The sequence below is a fragment of the Shinella sp. HZN7 genome, assembly GCF_001652565.1.
Lineage (GTDB): Bacteria > Pseudomonadota > Alphaproteobacteria > Rhizobiales > Rhizobiaceae > Shinella > Shinella granuli.
In genome coordinates this window covers 790,202-804,887 of record NZ_CP015736.1, presented here as the reverse complement: position 1 = coordinate 804,887, position 14,686 = coordinate 790,202, and the positions used below count along the sequence as shown (strand labels likewise).

Genomic DNA, 14,686 nt, shown 5'->3' with positions numbered 1-14,686 from the left:
CATGGCTGACGCCGACGCCCTGTCGGGGTTCGTGGTCGTCGAGCCGGCCCCGGCCAAGATCAACCTCGCGCTCGCCGTCACCGGCCGGCGCGAGGATGGCTATCACCTCCTCGACAGCCTCGTGACCTTCACCGCCTTCGGCGACCGCATCGGCCTTGCGCCGGCGGCCGAGGACCGCTTCACCCTGTCCGGCCGCTTCTGCGGGGCGCTTTCGGCCGAGGCCGACAACCTCGTCATCCGCGCGCGAGACCGGCTGCGCGCGGCGCTCGCCCCGAACGGGCAGGCGGCCCCGCCCGTGCACATCCATCTCGAAAAGAACCTGCCCATCGCCTCCGGCATAGGCGGCGGCTCGGCGGATGCCGCCGCGACGCTGCGCGGCCTCATCTCGCTGTGGAAGGCGGAGCTGCCCGCCGACGGGCTGGATGCGCTTGCCCTCGGCCTCGGCGCCGACGTGCCGATGTGCCTTGCCAGCCGCCCGCTGCGCGCGCGCGGCGTCGGCGAGGCGATCACCCCCGTCGCCCTGCCGGCCCTTCCCATCGTGCTGGCCAATCCGCTCGTCGGCATTTCGACGCCGGCCGTCTTCCAGGCGCTTGCCTCCCGGCGCAACCCGCCGCTCGCCCTTGCGGGCGCTGCCGGCTGGGCGGAAGCGCTTGCGCGCCTGCGCAACGACCTGGAGCCCCCTGCCCGCCGGCTCTGCCCCGAGATCGCCGCGATCTCCGAAAGCCTTGCGGCCACCGGCGCCGGCCTGGTGCGCATGTCCGGTTCCGGCGCGACCTGCTTTGCGCTATACGATACGGACGCGGCTGCCGAGACCGCGGCGGCGGCGCTCTCGCACCGGCACCCGCACTGGTTTTTCACCGCCACGAGCACGCTGGAAGCGCAAGGCAAGGGAGCCGACGATGGCGCATATTGACGAGACGAGGCCCTTCATTCCGGTCGGCATCGCCGTGCTCACCGTCTCCGACACGCGCACCCTCGACACCGACCGGTCCGGCGATACGCTGGTCGCGCGCATCAGGGAGGCCGGACACCGCCTTGCCGACCGCGCCATCGTGACGGACGACGTGGCCGCGATCCGCGCCAAGGTGGAAGCCTGGACGCGCGACGACGCGGTGGACGTGGTCATCACCACGGGCGGCACGGGCTTTACCGGCCGCGACGTGACGCCTGAGGCGCTGGAGCCGCTGTTCGAAAAGCGCATGGACGGCTTTTCCGAGGTCTTCCACCGCATCTCCTACGACAAGATCGGCACTTCGACGATCCAGTCGCGCGCGACCGGCGGCGTTCTCAACGCCACCTTCATCTTCGCGCTGCCGGGGTCGCCCGGGGCCTGCAAGGACGCCTGGGACGGCATCCTGAAGGCGCAGCTCGACTATCGCCACATGCCCTGCAACTTCGTGGAAATCATGCCGCGGCTCGACGAGCACCTGAAGCGCACGGCCGGCTGACCCGCTCCCCTCCGGGGGGCGTAGCGTTACATCGATGCCGGCGCCGATTTCGCAATCGCGCTGCCCGGCGCACCGGCCTGTTCCGCGATGAATTTCCTGCCCTGGCTCAATCGATCCCCGCCCGCATGGCCTTCACGGCCCAGGCGGGAACCAGCTCCACGGCCAGCCGGCGCACGCCGGCGCCCGTGGCGATGTCGGCGAGCGTCATGCCGGTGCGCACCGCGGCCGAGGCCTGGCGCTTGCTGACGAGGTAGCCCTGTTCCAGCGGCGCGCGGCGGCGCGCAAGGCGCTGGAAGAACGGCCGGCGATGGCTGCGCGAGCCGAGGAACTGCGCCGGATTGCGGTTGACCGACACATGGTCGACGACCGCGTCCACCCAGCCCGACAGCGGCCGGGCGCCCGGCTCCAGCAGCAGCAGCCAGTCGCCGCGGGCCGAACGCACCACGTCCTTCATGTCCCAGCTCGTCAGGAAGCGGCAACCGGCGGCGTCCGCCACCTTGGAGGAGCCGTCGCGCGAGCCGTGGTCGAGCACGATCACGTCGCGCACGACGCCCTCGACGGCGCCGGAAACCAGCGCCGACAATGTCTGCGCAAGCTCGGCCTCGTTGTCCCGGCATTCCATGATGATGGTCAGCATGTCCTCCCATACCGCATTGCAGCATCGATTGCCACCGCGGGAACCCGCGAAGTTTCCCGCATGGTTAGGCGGCATGGTTAGCGGCGCCCCGAAATTTGTTCTTGCATTGTTCTCATTTGCGCGATAGGAATATAATCATTGAATCGGGGCCTGCCCCCGGCGGAGACACTCATGAACGATCTGGCCAGCCTGAGGCAGGGCGCGCTTGCGCCCGGCCATGCGAAAGACATTGCCGAAGCGCTGATGGCCGAGACGGGCATGCGCGTCGACAGCGAGCGCCGGCGCGGCCGGGGCGCGGGCCTCAACTTCACCGGCCGCTTCGAGCCGGTGACGCGCGAGACGGTCGACGACGGCTGGCAGACGCTGGAGGAACTGCCGCCCTTCCGCACCGAGGTGCAGGTGGAAAAGCCGCGCACCATCATCACGCGCAACGAATCGCCCGACATTCCCTTCGACCGCTCGATCAATCCCTATCGCGGCTGCGAGCACGGCTGCATCTACTGCTTCGCCCGGCCGACCCATGCCTTCATGGGCCTGTCCGCCGGCCTCGATTTCGAGGCACGGCTGTTTGCCAAGCCGGACGCGCCGAAGCTGCTGGAACGGGAGCTTTCCAAGCCCGGCTACAAGCCGCGCGTCATCGCGATCGGCACCAACACCGATCCGTACCAGCCGATCGAGAAGGAATGGCGCATCATGCGGCAGATCCTCGAGGTGCTGGACGCGGCCAATCATCCGGTCTCGATCGTCACCAAGTCGGCGCTCGTGCTGCGCGACATCGACATCCTCGCGCGCATGGCGGCACGGGGCCTCGCCTGGGTGGGGCTTTCCGTCACCACGCTCGACCGCAAGCTCGCCCGCACCATGGAGCCGCGCGCCGCCACCCCGCCGCGCCGGCTGGAGGCCATCCGCACGCTCTCGCAGGCCGGCATTCCCGTCGCCATCATGATGGCGCCGATCATTCCCGGCCTCAACGACCACGAGATCGAGCGCGTGCTCGATTCGGGCAAGGCCGCCGGCGCGCTGGAGGCGAGCTATGTGCTGCTCCGCCTGCCGCTGGAGGTGAGCCCCCTCTTCCGCGACTGGCTGCTGCGCCACTACCCGGACCGCTACCGCCATGTCATGTCGCTGGTGCGCTCCATGCGCGGCGGCAAGGATTACGACGCCGAGTTCGGCAAGCGCATGAAGGGCGCCGGTCCCTATGCCTGGCAGATCGCCCGCCGCTTCGAGATGACGGCCAAGCGGCTGGAGCTGACCCGCACCCGCCGCAGCCTTGCCTGCGACCAGTTCGTGCCGCCCTCGGGCAGCGGCGTGCAGCTCTCGCTGCTGTGAGGCGGGAGGGGCCTTGCTCCTCGCCCCGCCGGCATTCGTCAGGGGAAAGCAGGCCCGGCTTTCCCGAAAGGACTGACGGCGCCGGGAAATCCAGCCCATCCGGTTCGGCCTGAACCGGAGAGCTGCGAAAACGAAACCCCGCCGGGCGCCCGCGCCCGGCCTCTTCTTCCGGTCTGCCTTTCCCCGGGGCACACCGGCGCTCCTCCGGCGTCCGCCTCCTGCCGGAGGGCTTGCAGGGAATCGGATGGATGTGCGAGGTTCGCCGCATGTCCCGTACCGCATCCTCCGATTCCCGCCTTCTTTTCGACCTGCCCGAAGGGCCGGATTTCCAGATGGAAACCGCTGCCCTGAAGCGCGGCATCTGGCCGGTGGCCGGCACGGACGAGGCCGGCCGCGGCCCCCTGGCAGGTCCCGTCGTCGCCGCCGCCGTGGTGCTCGACCCGGATAACATCCCCGGCGGCCTCAACGATTCCAAGCAGCTCAATGCCGCCAGGCGCGAGGTGCTGTTCACCCTGATCCTGCAGTCGGCCTTCGTCTCCGTCGCCTCCAGCTCGTCGCGCCGCATCGATGCCATCGACATCCGCAAGGCGAGCCTTGATGCCATGCGCCGCGCCGTCGCGGGTCTGGAGGTCGCGCCGAAACTCGTGCTGGCCGATGGCCGCGACGTGCCGCCCGGCCTTGCCTGCGAGGGCCGCGCCGTCGTCAAGGGCGATGCCCGCTCACTCTCCATCGCCGCCGCCTCCATCGTCGCCAAGGTGATGCGCGACCGCATGATGGCCCGCGCCGAGGACACCTATCCCGGCTACGGCTTCGCCATCCATGCCGGCTACGCCACCGAAGTGCACCGCAGAGCCATCACGGATATCGGCCCCTGCCGGCTGCACCGCATGAGCTTCCGCCCGCTCCGGCAGGACTGAGCCCGGCGGGACGGGCTTCCTCCTGGCTGCGCGACCGGGTCCTTGCAAATCAGATAAGTGTATGCTTATCTCATTCTCATGATCGAGAACGAGATATTCAAGGCGCTTGCCGATCCCACGCGCCGCGCGATCTTCGAGAAGCTGGCGGACGGCGCGATGAATGCCAGCGCGCTGCGCGAGGGCATGGAGATCAGCCAGCCCGCCATGTCCCAGCATCTGGCGGTGCTGCGCCAGGCGCGGCTGGTGCGCGAGGAGCGGCAGGGACGGTTCATCAATTACGAGGTCGACCCGGACGGGCTGGCGCGCATTGCCGGATGGCTCGCGAAATATCGGGCCTATTGGCCGGCACGCATCGACGCCCTGAAGGATTTGCTGAAGGACATGGACCAATGAGCGACAGGCAGGCCGAGCAGGCGACGGACCTCGTGCTGGAATACGAGCTCGACGCACCGACCGAAAAGGTCTGGCGGGCGATCAGCATTCCCGCCTTTCGCGAAAGATGGCTGCCGGGCGGCGCGCTCGCCGACGCCGAGCCGGTCCTGACGGCGCCGGGCAAGGAAATCCGCTACAGGCTGCGGGACGATGAGCCGCCCCATCTCGAAAGCCTCGTCGCGTTCCAGCTCCGTCCCAACGGGCAGGGCGGCACCACGCTCCGGATCGTCCACGGCCTTACGGATGCGCGCGTCGTGCCACGGCCCACCAACGACAACGGGTGCACGCTGATGCGCGCCGCCTGACCTAACCCACCCCTCCCGCAAACAATCCGGAAGACAGGAGTTCGCCCATGCGCGAAACGATGCAACTCGTCCCTATGGTCGTCGAACAATCCAGCCGGGGCGAACGCTCCTTCGACATCTATTCCCGCCTGCTGCGCGAGAGGATCATCTTCCTCAACGGCGAGGTGAACGACGCCGTAAGCGCCCTCGTCTGCGCGCAGCTGCTGTTCCTGGAGGCCGAGAGTCCGCAGAAGCCGATCCAGCTCTACATCAACTCGCCCGGCGGCATGGTCACCAGCGGCTTTGCCATGTACGACACGATGCGCTACATCCGCGCGCCCGTTCACACGCTCTGCATGGGCACGGCCCGCTCGATGGGCTCGTTCCTGCTGATGGCCGGGGCGCCCGGCATGCGGGCCGCCCTGCCCAATGCCAGCATCCTCGTCCACCAGCCCTCCGGCGGCTTCCAGGGCCAGGCCTCGGATATGCTCATCCACGCCGAGGAGATCCTGAAGACCAAGCAGCGCATGACGCGGCTCTATGCCCGCCATTGCGGGCGCAGCTACGAGGAGTTCGAGCAGGCCATGGATCGTGACCGCTTCATGACGGCCGAGGAAGCGCTGGAATGGGGCCTGATCGACCGCATTCTCACCGAGCGCGAGATCGGCGAGGCGCATCGGGCCGGCACATGACACACGCCGTCACGGCATGGACAGAACGAAAAAAGGCCGGATCGCTCCGGCCTTTTTCAGATGATCGTGCGGGCAGCCTCAGTTGAGGCGGGCCTTCACTTCGCTGATGGCGTTGTCGAACAGCGCCTTTCCGGTGGCGGCATCGGCCTTGGCGGCGATGACCTTCTCGGCGGCGGCGACGGCGAGGTCGACGGCGGCGGCGCGCACGGCGTTGATCGCGTCGGCCTCGGCCTGACGGATCTTCTGCTCGGAAAGCGCCGTGCGGCGGGTGACGTATTCCTCGGTCTTCTGCTTGGCTTCGGCCGTCAGGGCGCTCGCCTCGCGTTCAGCGGCGGCGACGATGCTGGCGGCTTCCGCCTCGGCATCCTTGCGCTTGCGCTGGTATTCGGCGAGCAGGTGCTGGGCCTCCTCGCGAAGGCGCTTGGCTTCCGCCAGCTCGTTCTGGATCTTCTCCGCGCGGGCGTCGAGACCCTTTGCCATCATGCCGGGAACCTTGAGATAGGCGATGAGGGCAAGGAACAGGAGAAGGCCGACAAAGGCATAGAAAGTTGCGTCGAATGCCATGGTGTCCTCCTTATTCGCCTGCGGCCGTCTTCACGGCGGAAGCGATCTCGGCCTTGGTGGCCTTGGCGCCGATGAGTTGCTCGACGAGGGCTGCCGTGGTTTCCTCGGCGATCGCGCCGACATCGGCAAGGGCCTTGGCCTTGATCTCGGCGATGCGGGTCTCGGCACCGGCGATCTTGTCCTGCAGCGAGGCTTCGATCTTGGCGCGCTCGGCGTCGGCCTTGGCCTTGGCTTCGTCGCGGGCGGTCGAGGCGATGGCATTGCCCTTGGCGCGGGCGCTGGCAAGGTCCTGCTCGTAGGACGCAATCGCGGCGTCGGCTTCCGCCTTCAGGCGGGAGGCCTCGTCGAGGTCCTGTGCGATGCGGTCATGGCGCGTCTCGAGGATGCCGCCGATGCGCGGAATGACGACCTTCGACATGAGAAGGTAGAACAGACCGAAGGTGATCGCCAGCCACAGGAGCTGCGATGCGAACGTGGTCTGATCGAAGGGCGGGAAAACGCCGGTGGCGTGCTCGTCGCCATGGGCAACACCCGTTTCGGTGTGCACTTCGCCTGCCGGCTGGGCCGCATGCGTATCCGCAGGGGTCTCATGCGACGTCGCAGGAGTTTCCGCCTGGGCGATTTCGAAAGGGGTGGACTCGGCCGATGCCGGGGTCACGGACATGCTCACCTCCAGGGGGCACTCTCAGATCTTGTACGGAACGTACGATGGACCACGGCCCGGAGGCCATGGTCCAGTCCTCGGCCGATATCAGACGGCGAAGAGGAGGAGGAGAGCGATGAGCAGCGAGAAGATGCCCAGAGCTTCCGTAACGGCGAAGCCGAATACGAGACGGCCGAACTGGCTGTCAGCAGCAGACGGATTGCGCAGAGCGCCGGCCAGGTAGTTGCCGAAGATGTTGCCGAGGCCGAGAGCCGTGCCGGCGAGACCGAACGTGGCAAGACCTGCGCCGATGAACTTTGCTGCTTCCGCTTCCATGTTGAACTCCTTGAATGGGTTGTTGCGGCTTATGAGCGACGCCCGAGGGCGCCGACGACTGTTTCCTTAGTGACCACCCGGATGCACGGCATCGTTGAGGTACATGCATGTCAGAACTGCGAAGACGTAGGCCTGCAGGAACGACACGAGGAATTCGAGACCGGTCAGGGCGACGGTCATGAGAAGGGGCAGGATCGCACCGGCGACACCGAGGGCGCCGAGGGCGCTCAGCGAGGTGACGAAGCCGGCGAAGACCTTCAGCGTGATGTGACCCGCCAGCATGTTGGCGAAAAGACGGATCGAGAGGCTGATCGGACGCGAGAGGAACGAGATGACCTCGATCGAGACGACCAGCGGCAGAAGCGCGCCGGGAACGCCGGACGGCACGAAGAGCTTGAGGAAGCCGAAGCCGTGCTTGTAGAAACCGTAGACGATCACGGTGCCGATGACGAGGATGGCCAGGGCGAAGGTGACGATGATCTGGCTGGTGACCGTGAAGAAGTAGGGCACCATGCCGAGCAGGTTCGCCGTCAGCACGAACATGAAGAGCGAGAAGACCAGCGGGAAGAACTTCATCCCATGGCTGCCCGCCCCTTCCCGGAGCATCGAGGCGATGAACTCGTAGGACATTTCCGAGACCGACTGCATGCGGCTCGGAACGAGGCCGCGCTGGCCGGTCGTGAAGTAGAGGAAACCCGCGGCGGCCGCGACGGTGGCGACCATGAAGAGCGAGGCATTGGTGAACGAGAAATCGATGCCGCCGATTTCGATCGGAACAATCTTGTTGACCAGGAACTGATGGGTCGGATCGTTTGCCACCGTCTATCTCTCTCGCTTGCCCGCCTTGCGGCGGAAGTCACCCATGAATGGGACCGCGCCGTCAGGCGCCGTCCTTCGGTTTGGTCTCGTCCCGCCCGCTGCCGGCCTTGCCGGGCTCCCGCCCCGCCAGCCTGTCGACCGGATGGGGCGATGCCACCATGCCGGCCGCGCGCATGACGTTCAGAACGCCGGCGCAGAAGCCGAGGAGCAGGAGAACGATCATCCCCCACGGCCCTGTACCCGCAAAATGGTCCAAAAGATAGCCCAGAAGCGCCCCGACGATGACGGCAGCGACGAACTCGCTCGAGAGCTTCATGGCCACCGCGTAGCCCTTGCGGCTCTCCGATGCCCGTGCCTCTGCGGCCCTATCCGCCCCGTCGTCCTTGCGCCGTTCCGCGAGTTCCGCGTCCAGGCGCTTCAGCCGGTCTTCCAGACTTTCCTTTTGATCGTCGGCCATGGCGTGCTCCTCATACCCTTCCGCGGCGCTTTCGCCCCATTGCGGACATATTGCAGGCTAGGATTCAAGCCATATCCGACCCCTTTCGAAGTCGGCCGCAACATAGTTTTAGGTGCCAGCATAGTCAAGGCATGGCGAAGCTTTGCGCAACACCAAATATTTTGTGAAAAATCAATGAATTAGCCGGAATCGCGCATCGGGCGCGACCGATCGTCCCGGGAATCGCGAAGGCTGTGGCGCGGACTCACCACACGCCGCCCGTCAGCTCCAGCCGCCGCCATAGGTGCGGTAGAAGATGTGCTTGCCGATCTTGGCCACCCGCTTCATCGTGCGGCCCCAGGGCGGGTTCACATAGGTCGCGTGGTAGTGCGTGGACGAGCCGACATCGTCGAACCAGATCTTTCCGGCGGTGACCGCCATGGCGATCTCCTTGGCGGCCTTCCAGTGCCAGGGCGAGAGGATCAGGTCGGGGATGCGGTCACAGGCGAAGGAGAACTGGCAGCGGTTGCGCCAGTTTTCGTTCTGGTAGACGACGCCGCAGATGGTCTTCGGATAGGCGGGGTTGCGCACGCGGTTGAGGATGACCTGCGCGACGGCGGCCTGGCCCTTCAGCTCCTCGCCGCGCGCCTCGAAATAGATGCCTTCGGCCAGGCACTTCTGCTCCTTGGCGGTGAAGACCTCCGCCGGCAGCGGCGTGGCCGCCCAGGCGTGATCGTCCGGCGAGATATCGGGCACGAAGCGGCCGAGTTCCTTCTTCGGCTTGAGGATCGAATCGAAAGGCGATTCCCGGGCATAATCCGGCTCGACGCGGGCATAGGCGGTCGCCAGCACGTCGGCATTGTCGTTGGTGACGAGGCTTGCGATCATCGGCGAGACGCCGGGATCCTTGTGCACCGGCTTCTTCTTGTAGAAGGCGGTGGCGATCTCGATTTCCTTGCCCTTGATGTCGGGCTTGGAAAAGGCCATGCGCTGGCCGGTGTCGAAGGCCGGCGAGAGCAGGAAACTGGTGCGCTCGAGGATCGAGCCGGCGGCAAAGCCCTTCGGCGGCGTCACCGGCAGGACGGCGATGATGCGGCCCTTCTTGTCGCGCCGGTTGACGCGGTCCTCGTCGGGGATACCGCCCTTCCCCTTGTGCTCGCTGCGCAGCGCCGCCGTGACGCCGCCCGGAAGCTCCACGCCCGCGCCGCTTTCCACGCCCCCGGTCGTCATGGCGTCGGCGAAGGCGATCTCGACCTCGTGGATGGAGCCGGCGGGCGAGCGGGTCAGCACCATGGTCTGGTTGCCGCCCTTGCGGTTGAGGCCGGCGAGATAGGTGGCAAGGTCCGTATGGGCGGCGGGCGTCGGAAAGGTCGCGACGAGGCCGAGGCCGACGACCAGGGGGATTTTCCACTCCCGCTTCAGATAGGCGAGGAAGCGGCCGGCCCCGGCATGACGAATGCTACGCTTACGCAACTTTTTACTCCGCACGCATGCGCAGGCGCGCCGCCATTGTCGATGGCGTGTCTCCTGCCCGAAACTGACTGTATGGGAGCCCCGCCGCGCCGAAGCACGGGCCCGAAGCGGCTCGTTGCGGGGCAAAATGAAGCATCCACCGTGCTGCCCGTGCGTTGCACGCCCTGGCGCAGGCTTAATCCTCACCGCTACCCCTGTTTCCGTTAACCATAGACGCGTCGTGGTTAATGGTGACTTAATGGAGGAGCATGAAATAACGGTTCCCTGCGGCGCGGGTCCCCCGCAGCCCTGTCCGCATCCATCCGGGACGGCTGAAACCGGCATTCCCGAGCCGCGCATGGAAGGCAATCCTTCCGGGAAGCAGGCAGCCTGACGCAAGTTTTCCGCCGTAGTCTCTTGCAAGGCCATCACGGGAATTTTCTTATGCTCTCCACGCCAGTCCTGCATGCTTTCGACGTTACTCCGGAATGGCTCACGTCCAGAACCTTCACTTTCCGGGTCGAGCCGGCCGGCCCGACGATCAGCGAATCCTTTGTCTTCCACCGGAACGGGTTCATCGTCGGCTATTCGCACGGCAACGAGAAATCCTGGGAACTGGAAGCAGGCACCGTCAGGATTCTCGACGGCAACGGCAAGGCGACCTGCATCCTGAAGGTGCGGTCCTGCGAAGACGGAAAGGCGGAGCTGTCCGGCTTCTTCCACAATCCGACGGCGGATTATGCCGCGACCGATGTCGTGCACGTCCTGGAAGAGAACGGCTCGGACTATCACGCACGCATCCAGAGCTTCGATCTCTTCGACACGCTGGTCGCACGGCGCTGTTACGATCCCCTGGCGGTCTTCCGCAATGTCGAGGCGAAATCCAACATCGCGAACTTCGCCGCCCGGCGGCATACGGTCGAGATGGCCATGTTCGGCCGCCGGACCTACGGGTTGGAAGATATCTACGAACTGCTCGTCGCGGAGGGATTCCTTACAGCCAAGCAGTCACGGGTCCTCATGCTGATGGAGCTGGAGGAGGAGTGGGACACCCTGTTCCCGATCCGGGAGGTCATTGCCCATGTCAATCCCGGCGACATCATCATTTCGGACATGTACCTGCCGCGCTCCTTCATCCAGCGGGTGCTGAAAGAGAAGTGCGGGCTCGACAACGAGCTCTATTTGAGCAACTACGGCAAGCATCACCGGCAGATATGGCCCGCCATAACCGAGCGCTACGCGCTGCGCAGCCACTTCGGCGACAATGTGCATGCCGATATCGTCGGCCCGTCCGAATTCGGCATCCAGCCGATACTGGTGACGATCTCCAAATGGAGCAAAACCGAGGAAATCCTCCATGGCGTCGGACTGCAAAAATACGCACATGCCCTTCGGCAGGTGCGGTTGCAGACATTCCATCGCACGCCGGCCATCGCCAATGCCCTGAATGCGCAGTTGGCCGTGAACATTCCCCTCATGCTGCTCGGTTCGTTCTGGATCCGCTACTGCGCCGCCAGTTTTCGCGCGGACAGGATCCTGACCGCAGCGAGAGACTGCAATCTCTGGCACGAAATGCTGGCATCCGCGCATTTCGCGCGATGCGGCATGCCGCTCTCCACCTATATCAAGATTTCCCGAACCCTTTGCCACGAGAGCTCGGACGCCTATGAGGCCTATCTGCAGTCCAATCTGGGCACGCGCAGCCTGCTGGTGGATATGGTTGGCACCGGGAAATCGCTGCTTGCCCTCGTCGAGCGTCTCGGCCTTGCGGAGCGGCTGCGGCCCTGCATCCTCGTCGCAGACCCCGTCGCGGCCGCTCATGCTCCGGCGCTGGACGCCTTCATCCTGAAGGACTTTTTCCAGTGCAGGATTTTCATCGAAGGACTGAATGCATCGCTGGACGGATCGGCCGTGACCGCGGCGTCGGATCAGCACATGATCAGGATACTGACGCAACCCAACGAGTTCGGCGACGCGATGCGCGAGATCATCACGGTCTCCCGAGCCCTTTTCCGAGATTTTCTCGGGGAGCTCAACACCTTCCAGCCACCGGGCGAATTTCCCCATCCGGCCGCCTTGCGTGCCGCCGCGGAGGGCATCGTCGAACAGCTTCCCGAACAGGCCTTGAAACTGGAAACCCTGCTGTTCGAACAGGGAGCAAACCTCGCGCCTGCAAACATGGCCAGAATTGCGAATGCATGAGAGCCGATAGCGCAGTCGGCATGGCGCAACCTGGAATCCGCCGGGCAGGACGCGTCGTCGAGATCCGCTCCTGCTCCCGAATGAAGCTGAAGACTTCCATGTACTATTTTTTCGCTGTCGGATTTCACGAAAAAGAGAATGATTGCGTCACGCGGACGAGCGTGCCCAAACAGTTCTCCACGGCGAACGCTGCCGTGGAAGTCGCGAAAATCCTCTCCCTCAGCCATGCCGGAGCCGCGGCTTGGAAATGCAAGGCGGGCGAAGGAAATTCCGGCCCGGCGGAACTTCTCTTCAGCGCGGGGAAGGTCGGCCCGTTCCTGTTCGCACGCCGGTAGCCCTGTCCGCCCCGCAGCGTGAAACGACAAAAGGCCCGCGTGGACGGGCCTTTTGCAATTGCTCCGCTTTTCCGCGTGATCCGATGCCGAAGCGATGCCGCTTCGGCCGGGAACACGTCAGAAATCTCAGATATGGAGCGTGAGCGGCGGCACCTGAGGCGACTTTTCGACGAGAGCCACCCCCCGGTAGAATCGTATGCCCGCGATCGACTTGGCGATGTCGATCGCCGTGTAGTCGCTGCGGGTTCCGGGAATATGGACGGCGAAATCATGATAGGTGTAGTCCTCATAGATGCTGTTTTGAACATCCACCAGCATCTTGAAGAAGTCTGTCGAGGTGATCGGCGCATCGCGGAATTCGTCCGTATGCCCCCAATACATGCATTCGAGGTCCTCGACGAAGTAAATCCCGTCATCCTTCAGGCCCTTTTCGAACAGCCCGTTGAAGGAGGCGATCTGGTGGGACGCCACATGGCTGCCGTCGTCTATGATCAGGTCGAACGGACCGTGCTTGTCGATGACCGATTGAAGAAATGCCGGATCGCTTTGGTCGCCGATCTCCACGAAAGTGTTGGGCACCAGCTGATCAAAGGCGGCGCATGCCGGGTTGATGTCGATCCCGACGACATACGCCCCCTCGCCGAAGAAGTGACTCCACAGCATGAGGGATGCGCCGCGATAGACACCGATTTCGAGCACGCGGGGCTGCTTGTTCCTGAAGCGCATGAATTCGCGGTCGTATATCGGAAAATATCCGAGCCATTTGTGCCCTCCCGGTATCTGGACCCAGATCTGCCCGGAAAGGGTCTGGTCGATCGCGGCAAACGGCGGGGTCTTCTTGCTCTGCCAAGGCGTCCTTTCACGCATTGTCGGTGAAAGCATGTTGTATATACTTTTTAGCGCCATGTCCTGAGAAGCCCGCGAAGTGTTGGAAGAAAGGCCAGTGTTTGCACAGGCGGCTTACGCCAGGCTGTCGCAGGTTGCCTGCCCGGACGCTGCGGCATGGCCACGCTTATAGCCGGCTTCGAGGGAAGGTCACGGCCTCCCATCGCGCGGGCAGGACGGCTCCCGGCTAGAGCCAGCCTTTCCAGCGGAAGAAGAAAAAGGGGAGGATCGCCGACAGCACCATGGCCGCCAGCGTCAGCGGATAGGCATAGGCCATGTGCAGTTCCGGCATGAATTCGAAGTTCATGCCGTAGGTCGATGCGATCAGCGTCGGCGGCAGCAGCACGACGGAGGCGATCGAGAAGATCTTGATGATGGCATTCTGCTCAAGATTGATGAGGCCGAGGGAGGCGTCGAGCAGGAAGGTGATGTTGCCGGCGACGAAGTTGGCGTGTTCGGAAAGCGACTGCACGTCGCGCGTCACGGTGCGGCAGAGTTCCAGGCTCTCGCGATCGGATTGCAGCGCCGGCAGGCCATGCAGGAAGGTCAGGACGCGCGAGAGCGACATCAGGCTGTCGCGCGTCTTGGCGACGAGACGGTGGAGGGCGGAGACCTGCACGACGCGGTCTTCCAGATAGCGCGGCGGGCGGCGGCTGAGATGGCGCTTGTCGCCGAACACTTCGAGCGAGAGCGTGTCGGCGCGCGAAACGGCGATTTCGAGGATTTCGGCCGTGCGGTCGGCGATGGTTTCCAGGAGCCGGGTGATCATCACCGTGGGCGAGGTACAGCCGCCGGGAATGCGGTGCATCGCGCTCCGGAAAAGAGAGAACGAGCGCGGCTCGGCATAGCGCACCGTCAGCAGTCGGTCCGGCGTGAGGATGAAGGCGACGTCGGTCAGGTGCGGCAGGTCGCTTTCCGCCTTCACCATCAGCGAGGCGGTCATGTAGGCCGCGGTGCCGTCCGTGTAGAGCCGGCTCGACGGCTCGATGTCCTTCAGCTCGTCGCGCGTCGGCACGTCGATCGGCAGGATACGCTCGATCAGCGCCTCGTCGTCGCGGGTGGGTTCGAGCATGTCGACCCAGACGGTGCCGGCAAGAGCCTCGGCGGCCGCGGAATCGGTTTCTGCCGGCAGGGCGCGCGCCTCGCCGTTGGGGCGGAAAACCGTGATCACCGGCGAATGGCTCCGAAAAGGACCATCGCTCACACTCCTGACTGGACGCAATCCTTCAGCGGTCGGCCGCGCATATTGCGCGGCGCAACATAAAAAGCAAGGCC

18 protein-coding genes are annotated in these 14,686 nt (G+C 65.1%); 9 read left to right on the top strand and 9 right to left on the bottom strand.

Going from position 1 to position 14,686, the window contains the following annotated elements; translation table 11 throughout:
• Position 1 precedes the first annotated feature (1 nt).
• Positions 2–913: a 4-(cytidine 5'-diphospho)-2-C-methyl-D-erythritol kinase gene (locus shn_RS03880; RefSeq protein ID WP_064329240.1), complete on the top strand. Its 912-nt coding sequence runs from the start codon at positions 2–4 to the stop codon at positions 911–913.
• Positions 900–1,448, top strand: a complete 549-nt coding sequence (gene moaB / locus shn_RS03875; RefSeq protein WP_064329239.1) for a molybdenum cofactor biosynthesis protein B — start codon at positions 900–902, stop codon at positions 1,446–1,448. The genes shn_RS03880 and moaB overlap by 14 nt, the downstream gene beginning before the upstream one ends.
• A 106-nt stretch (positions 1,449–1,554) precedes the next feature.
• Here the strand turns inward: moaB and shn_RS03870 are convergent, their stop codons facing one another.
• Complete coding sequence (locus tag shn_RS03870) at positions 1,555–2,085, bottom strand: hypothetical protein (RefSeq protein WP_064329238.1); 531 nt, start codon at positions 2,083–2,085, stop codon at positions 1,555–1,557.
• Positions 2,086–2,256: 171 nt separating this feature from the next.
• Between shn_RS03870 and shn_RS03865 the strand changes: the two genes are divergently transcribed.
• From shn_RS03865 to shn_RS03845, 5 genes are all read left to right on the top strand, one after another.
• On the top strand, positions 2,257–3,414 hold the full coding sequence (locus shn_RS03865) for a PA0069 family radical SAM protein (protein WP_064329237.1): 1,158 nt from the start codon (positions 2,257–2,259) through the stop codon (positions 3,412–3,414).
• Between the two features lie 248 nt (positions 3,415–3,662).
• The gene (locus shn_RS03860; RefSeq protein WP_064329236.1) at positions 3,663–4,331 is read left to right on the top strand and encodes a ribonuclease HII; all 669 of its coding nucleotides are present in this window, start codon (positions 3,663–3,665) and stop codon (positions 4,329–4,331) included.
• A gap of 78 nt (positions 4,332–4,409) precedes the next feature.
• The gene (locus shn_RS03855; protein WP_064332416.1) at positions 4,410–4,724 is read left to right on the top strand and encodes a helix-turn-helix transcriptional regulator; all 315 of its coding nucleotides are present in this window, start codon (positions 4,410–4,412) and stop codon (positions 4,722–4,724) included.
• Positions 4,721–5,068, top strand: a complete 348-nt coding sequence (locus tag shn_RS03850) for an SRPBCC domain-containing protein (protein ID WP_064329235.1) — start codon at positions 4,721–4,723, stop codon at positions 5,066–5,068. Before shn_RS03855 ends, shn_RS03850 begins: the two co-directional genes overlap by 4 nt.
• Before the next feature lie 47 nt (positions 5,069–5,115).
• Positions 5,116–5,739, top strand: a complete 624-nt coding sequence (locus tag shn_RS03845; protein WP_064329234.1) for an ATP-dependent Clp protease proteolytic subunit — start codon at positions 5,116–5,118, stop codon at positions 5,737–5,739.
• A 78-nt stretch (positions 5,740–5,817) separates the two neighbouring features.
• Here shn_RS03845 and shn_RS03840 read toward each other — a convergent pair whose 3' ends face one another.
• The 6 genes from shn_RS03840 to shn_RS03815 form a co-directional block, all read right to left on the bottom strand.
• Positions 5,818–6,303, bottom strand: a complete 486-nt coding sequence (locus shn_RS03840; RefSeq protein ID WP_064329233.1) for a F0F1 ATP synthase subunit B — start codon at positions 6,301–6,303, stop codon at positions 5,818–5,820.
• 10 nt (positions 6,304–6,313) lie between these two features.
• Positions 6,314–6,967 (bottom strand): F0F1 ATP synthase subunit B, encoded by a 654-nt coding sequence (locus shn_RS03835; RefSeq protein ID WP_064329232.1) that lies wholly within the window; start codon positions 6,965–6,967, stop codon positions 6,314–6,316.
• Positions 6,968–7,054: 87 nt separating this feature from the next.
• The gene (locus shn_RS03830) at positions 7,055–7,282 is read right to left on the bottom strand and encodes a F0F1 ATP synthase subunit C (protein WP_024270186.1); all 228 of its coding nucleotides are present in this window, start codon (positions 7,280–7,282) and stop codon (positions 7,055–7,057) included.
• Positions 7,283–7,348: 66 nt separating this feature from the next.
• Positions 7,349–8,101: a F0F1 ATP synthase subunit A gene (locus shn_RS03825; protein ID WP_064329231.1), complete on the bottom strand. Its 753-nt coding sequence runs from the start codon at positions 8,099–8,101 to the stop codon at positions 7,349–7,351.
• A 61-nt stretch (positions 8,102–8,162) separates the two neighbouring features.
• Positions 8,163–8,558, bottom strand: coding sequence for an AtpZ/AtpI family protein (locus tag shn_RS03820; RefSeq protein ID WP_064329230.1), 396 nt, complete (start codon positions 8,556–8,558; stop codon positions 8,163–8,165).
• 261 nt (positions 8,559–8,819) lie between these two features.
• Positions 8,820–9,995: a cell wall hydrolase gene (locus tag shn_RS03815; protein WP_064332415.1), complete on the bottom strand. Its 1,176-nt coding sequence runs from the start codon at positions 9,993–9,995 to the stop codon at positions 8,820–8,822.
• 438 nt (positions 9,996–10,433) lie between these two features.
• Between shn_RS03815 and shn_RS03810 the strand changes: the two genes are divergently transcribed.
• A complete protein-coding gene (locus tag shn_RS03810; protein WP_064329229.1) occupies positions 10,434–12,191 on the top strand; it encodes a hypothetical protein in 1,758 nt (585 codons plus the stop codon).
• A 98-nt stretch (positions 12,192–12,289) separates the two neighbouring features.
• Positions 12,290–12,526: a hypothetical protein gene (locus shn_RS03805; protein ID WP_064329228.1), complete on the top strand. Its 237-nt coding sequence runs from the start codon at positions 12,290–12,292 to the stop codon at positions 12,524–12,526.
• A 126-nt stretch (positions 12,527–12,652) separates the two neighbouring features.
• Here the strand turns inward: shn_RS03805 and shn_RS03800 are convergent, their stop codons facing one another.
• Both shn_RS03800 and shn_RS03795 read right to left on the bottom strand, forming a co-directional pair.
• Complete coding sequence (locus shn_RS03800; protein WP_162853044.1) at positions 12,653–13,408, bottom strand: class I SAM-dependent methyltransferase; 756 nt, start codon at positions 13,406–13,408, stop codon at positions 12,653–12,655.
• A 190-nt stretch (positions 13,409–13,598) separates the two neighbouring features.
• Positions 13,599–14,582, bottom strand: coding sequence for a magnesium transporter CorA family protein (locus shn_RS03795; protein ID WP_064329226.1), 984 nt, complete (start codon positions 14,580–14,582; stop codon positions 13,599–13,601).
• Positions 14,583–14,686 lie beyond the last annotated feature (104 nt).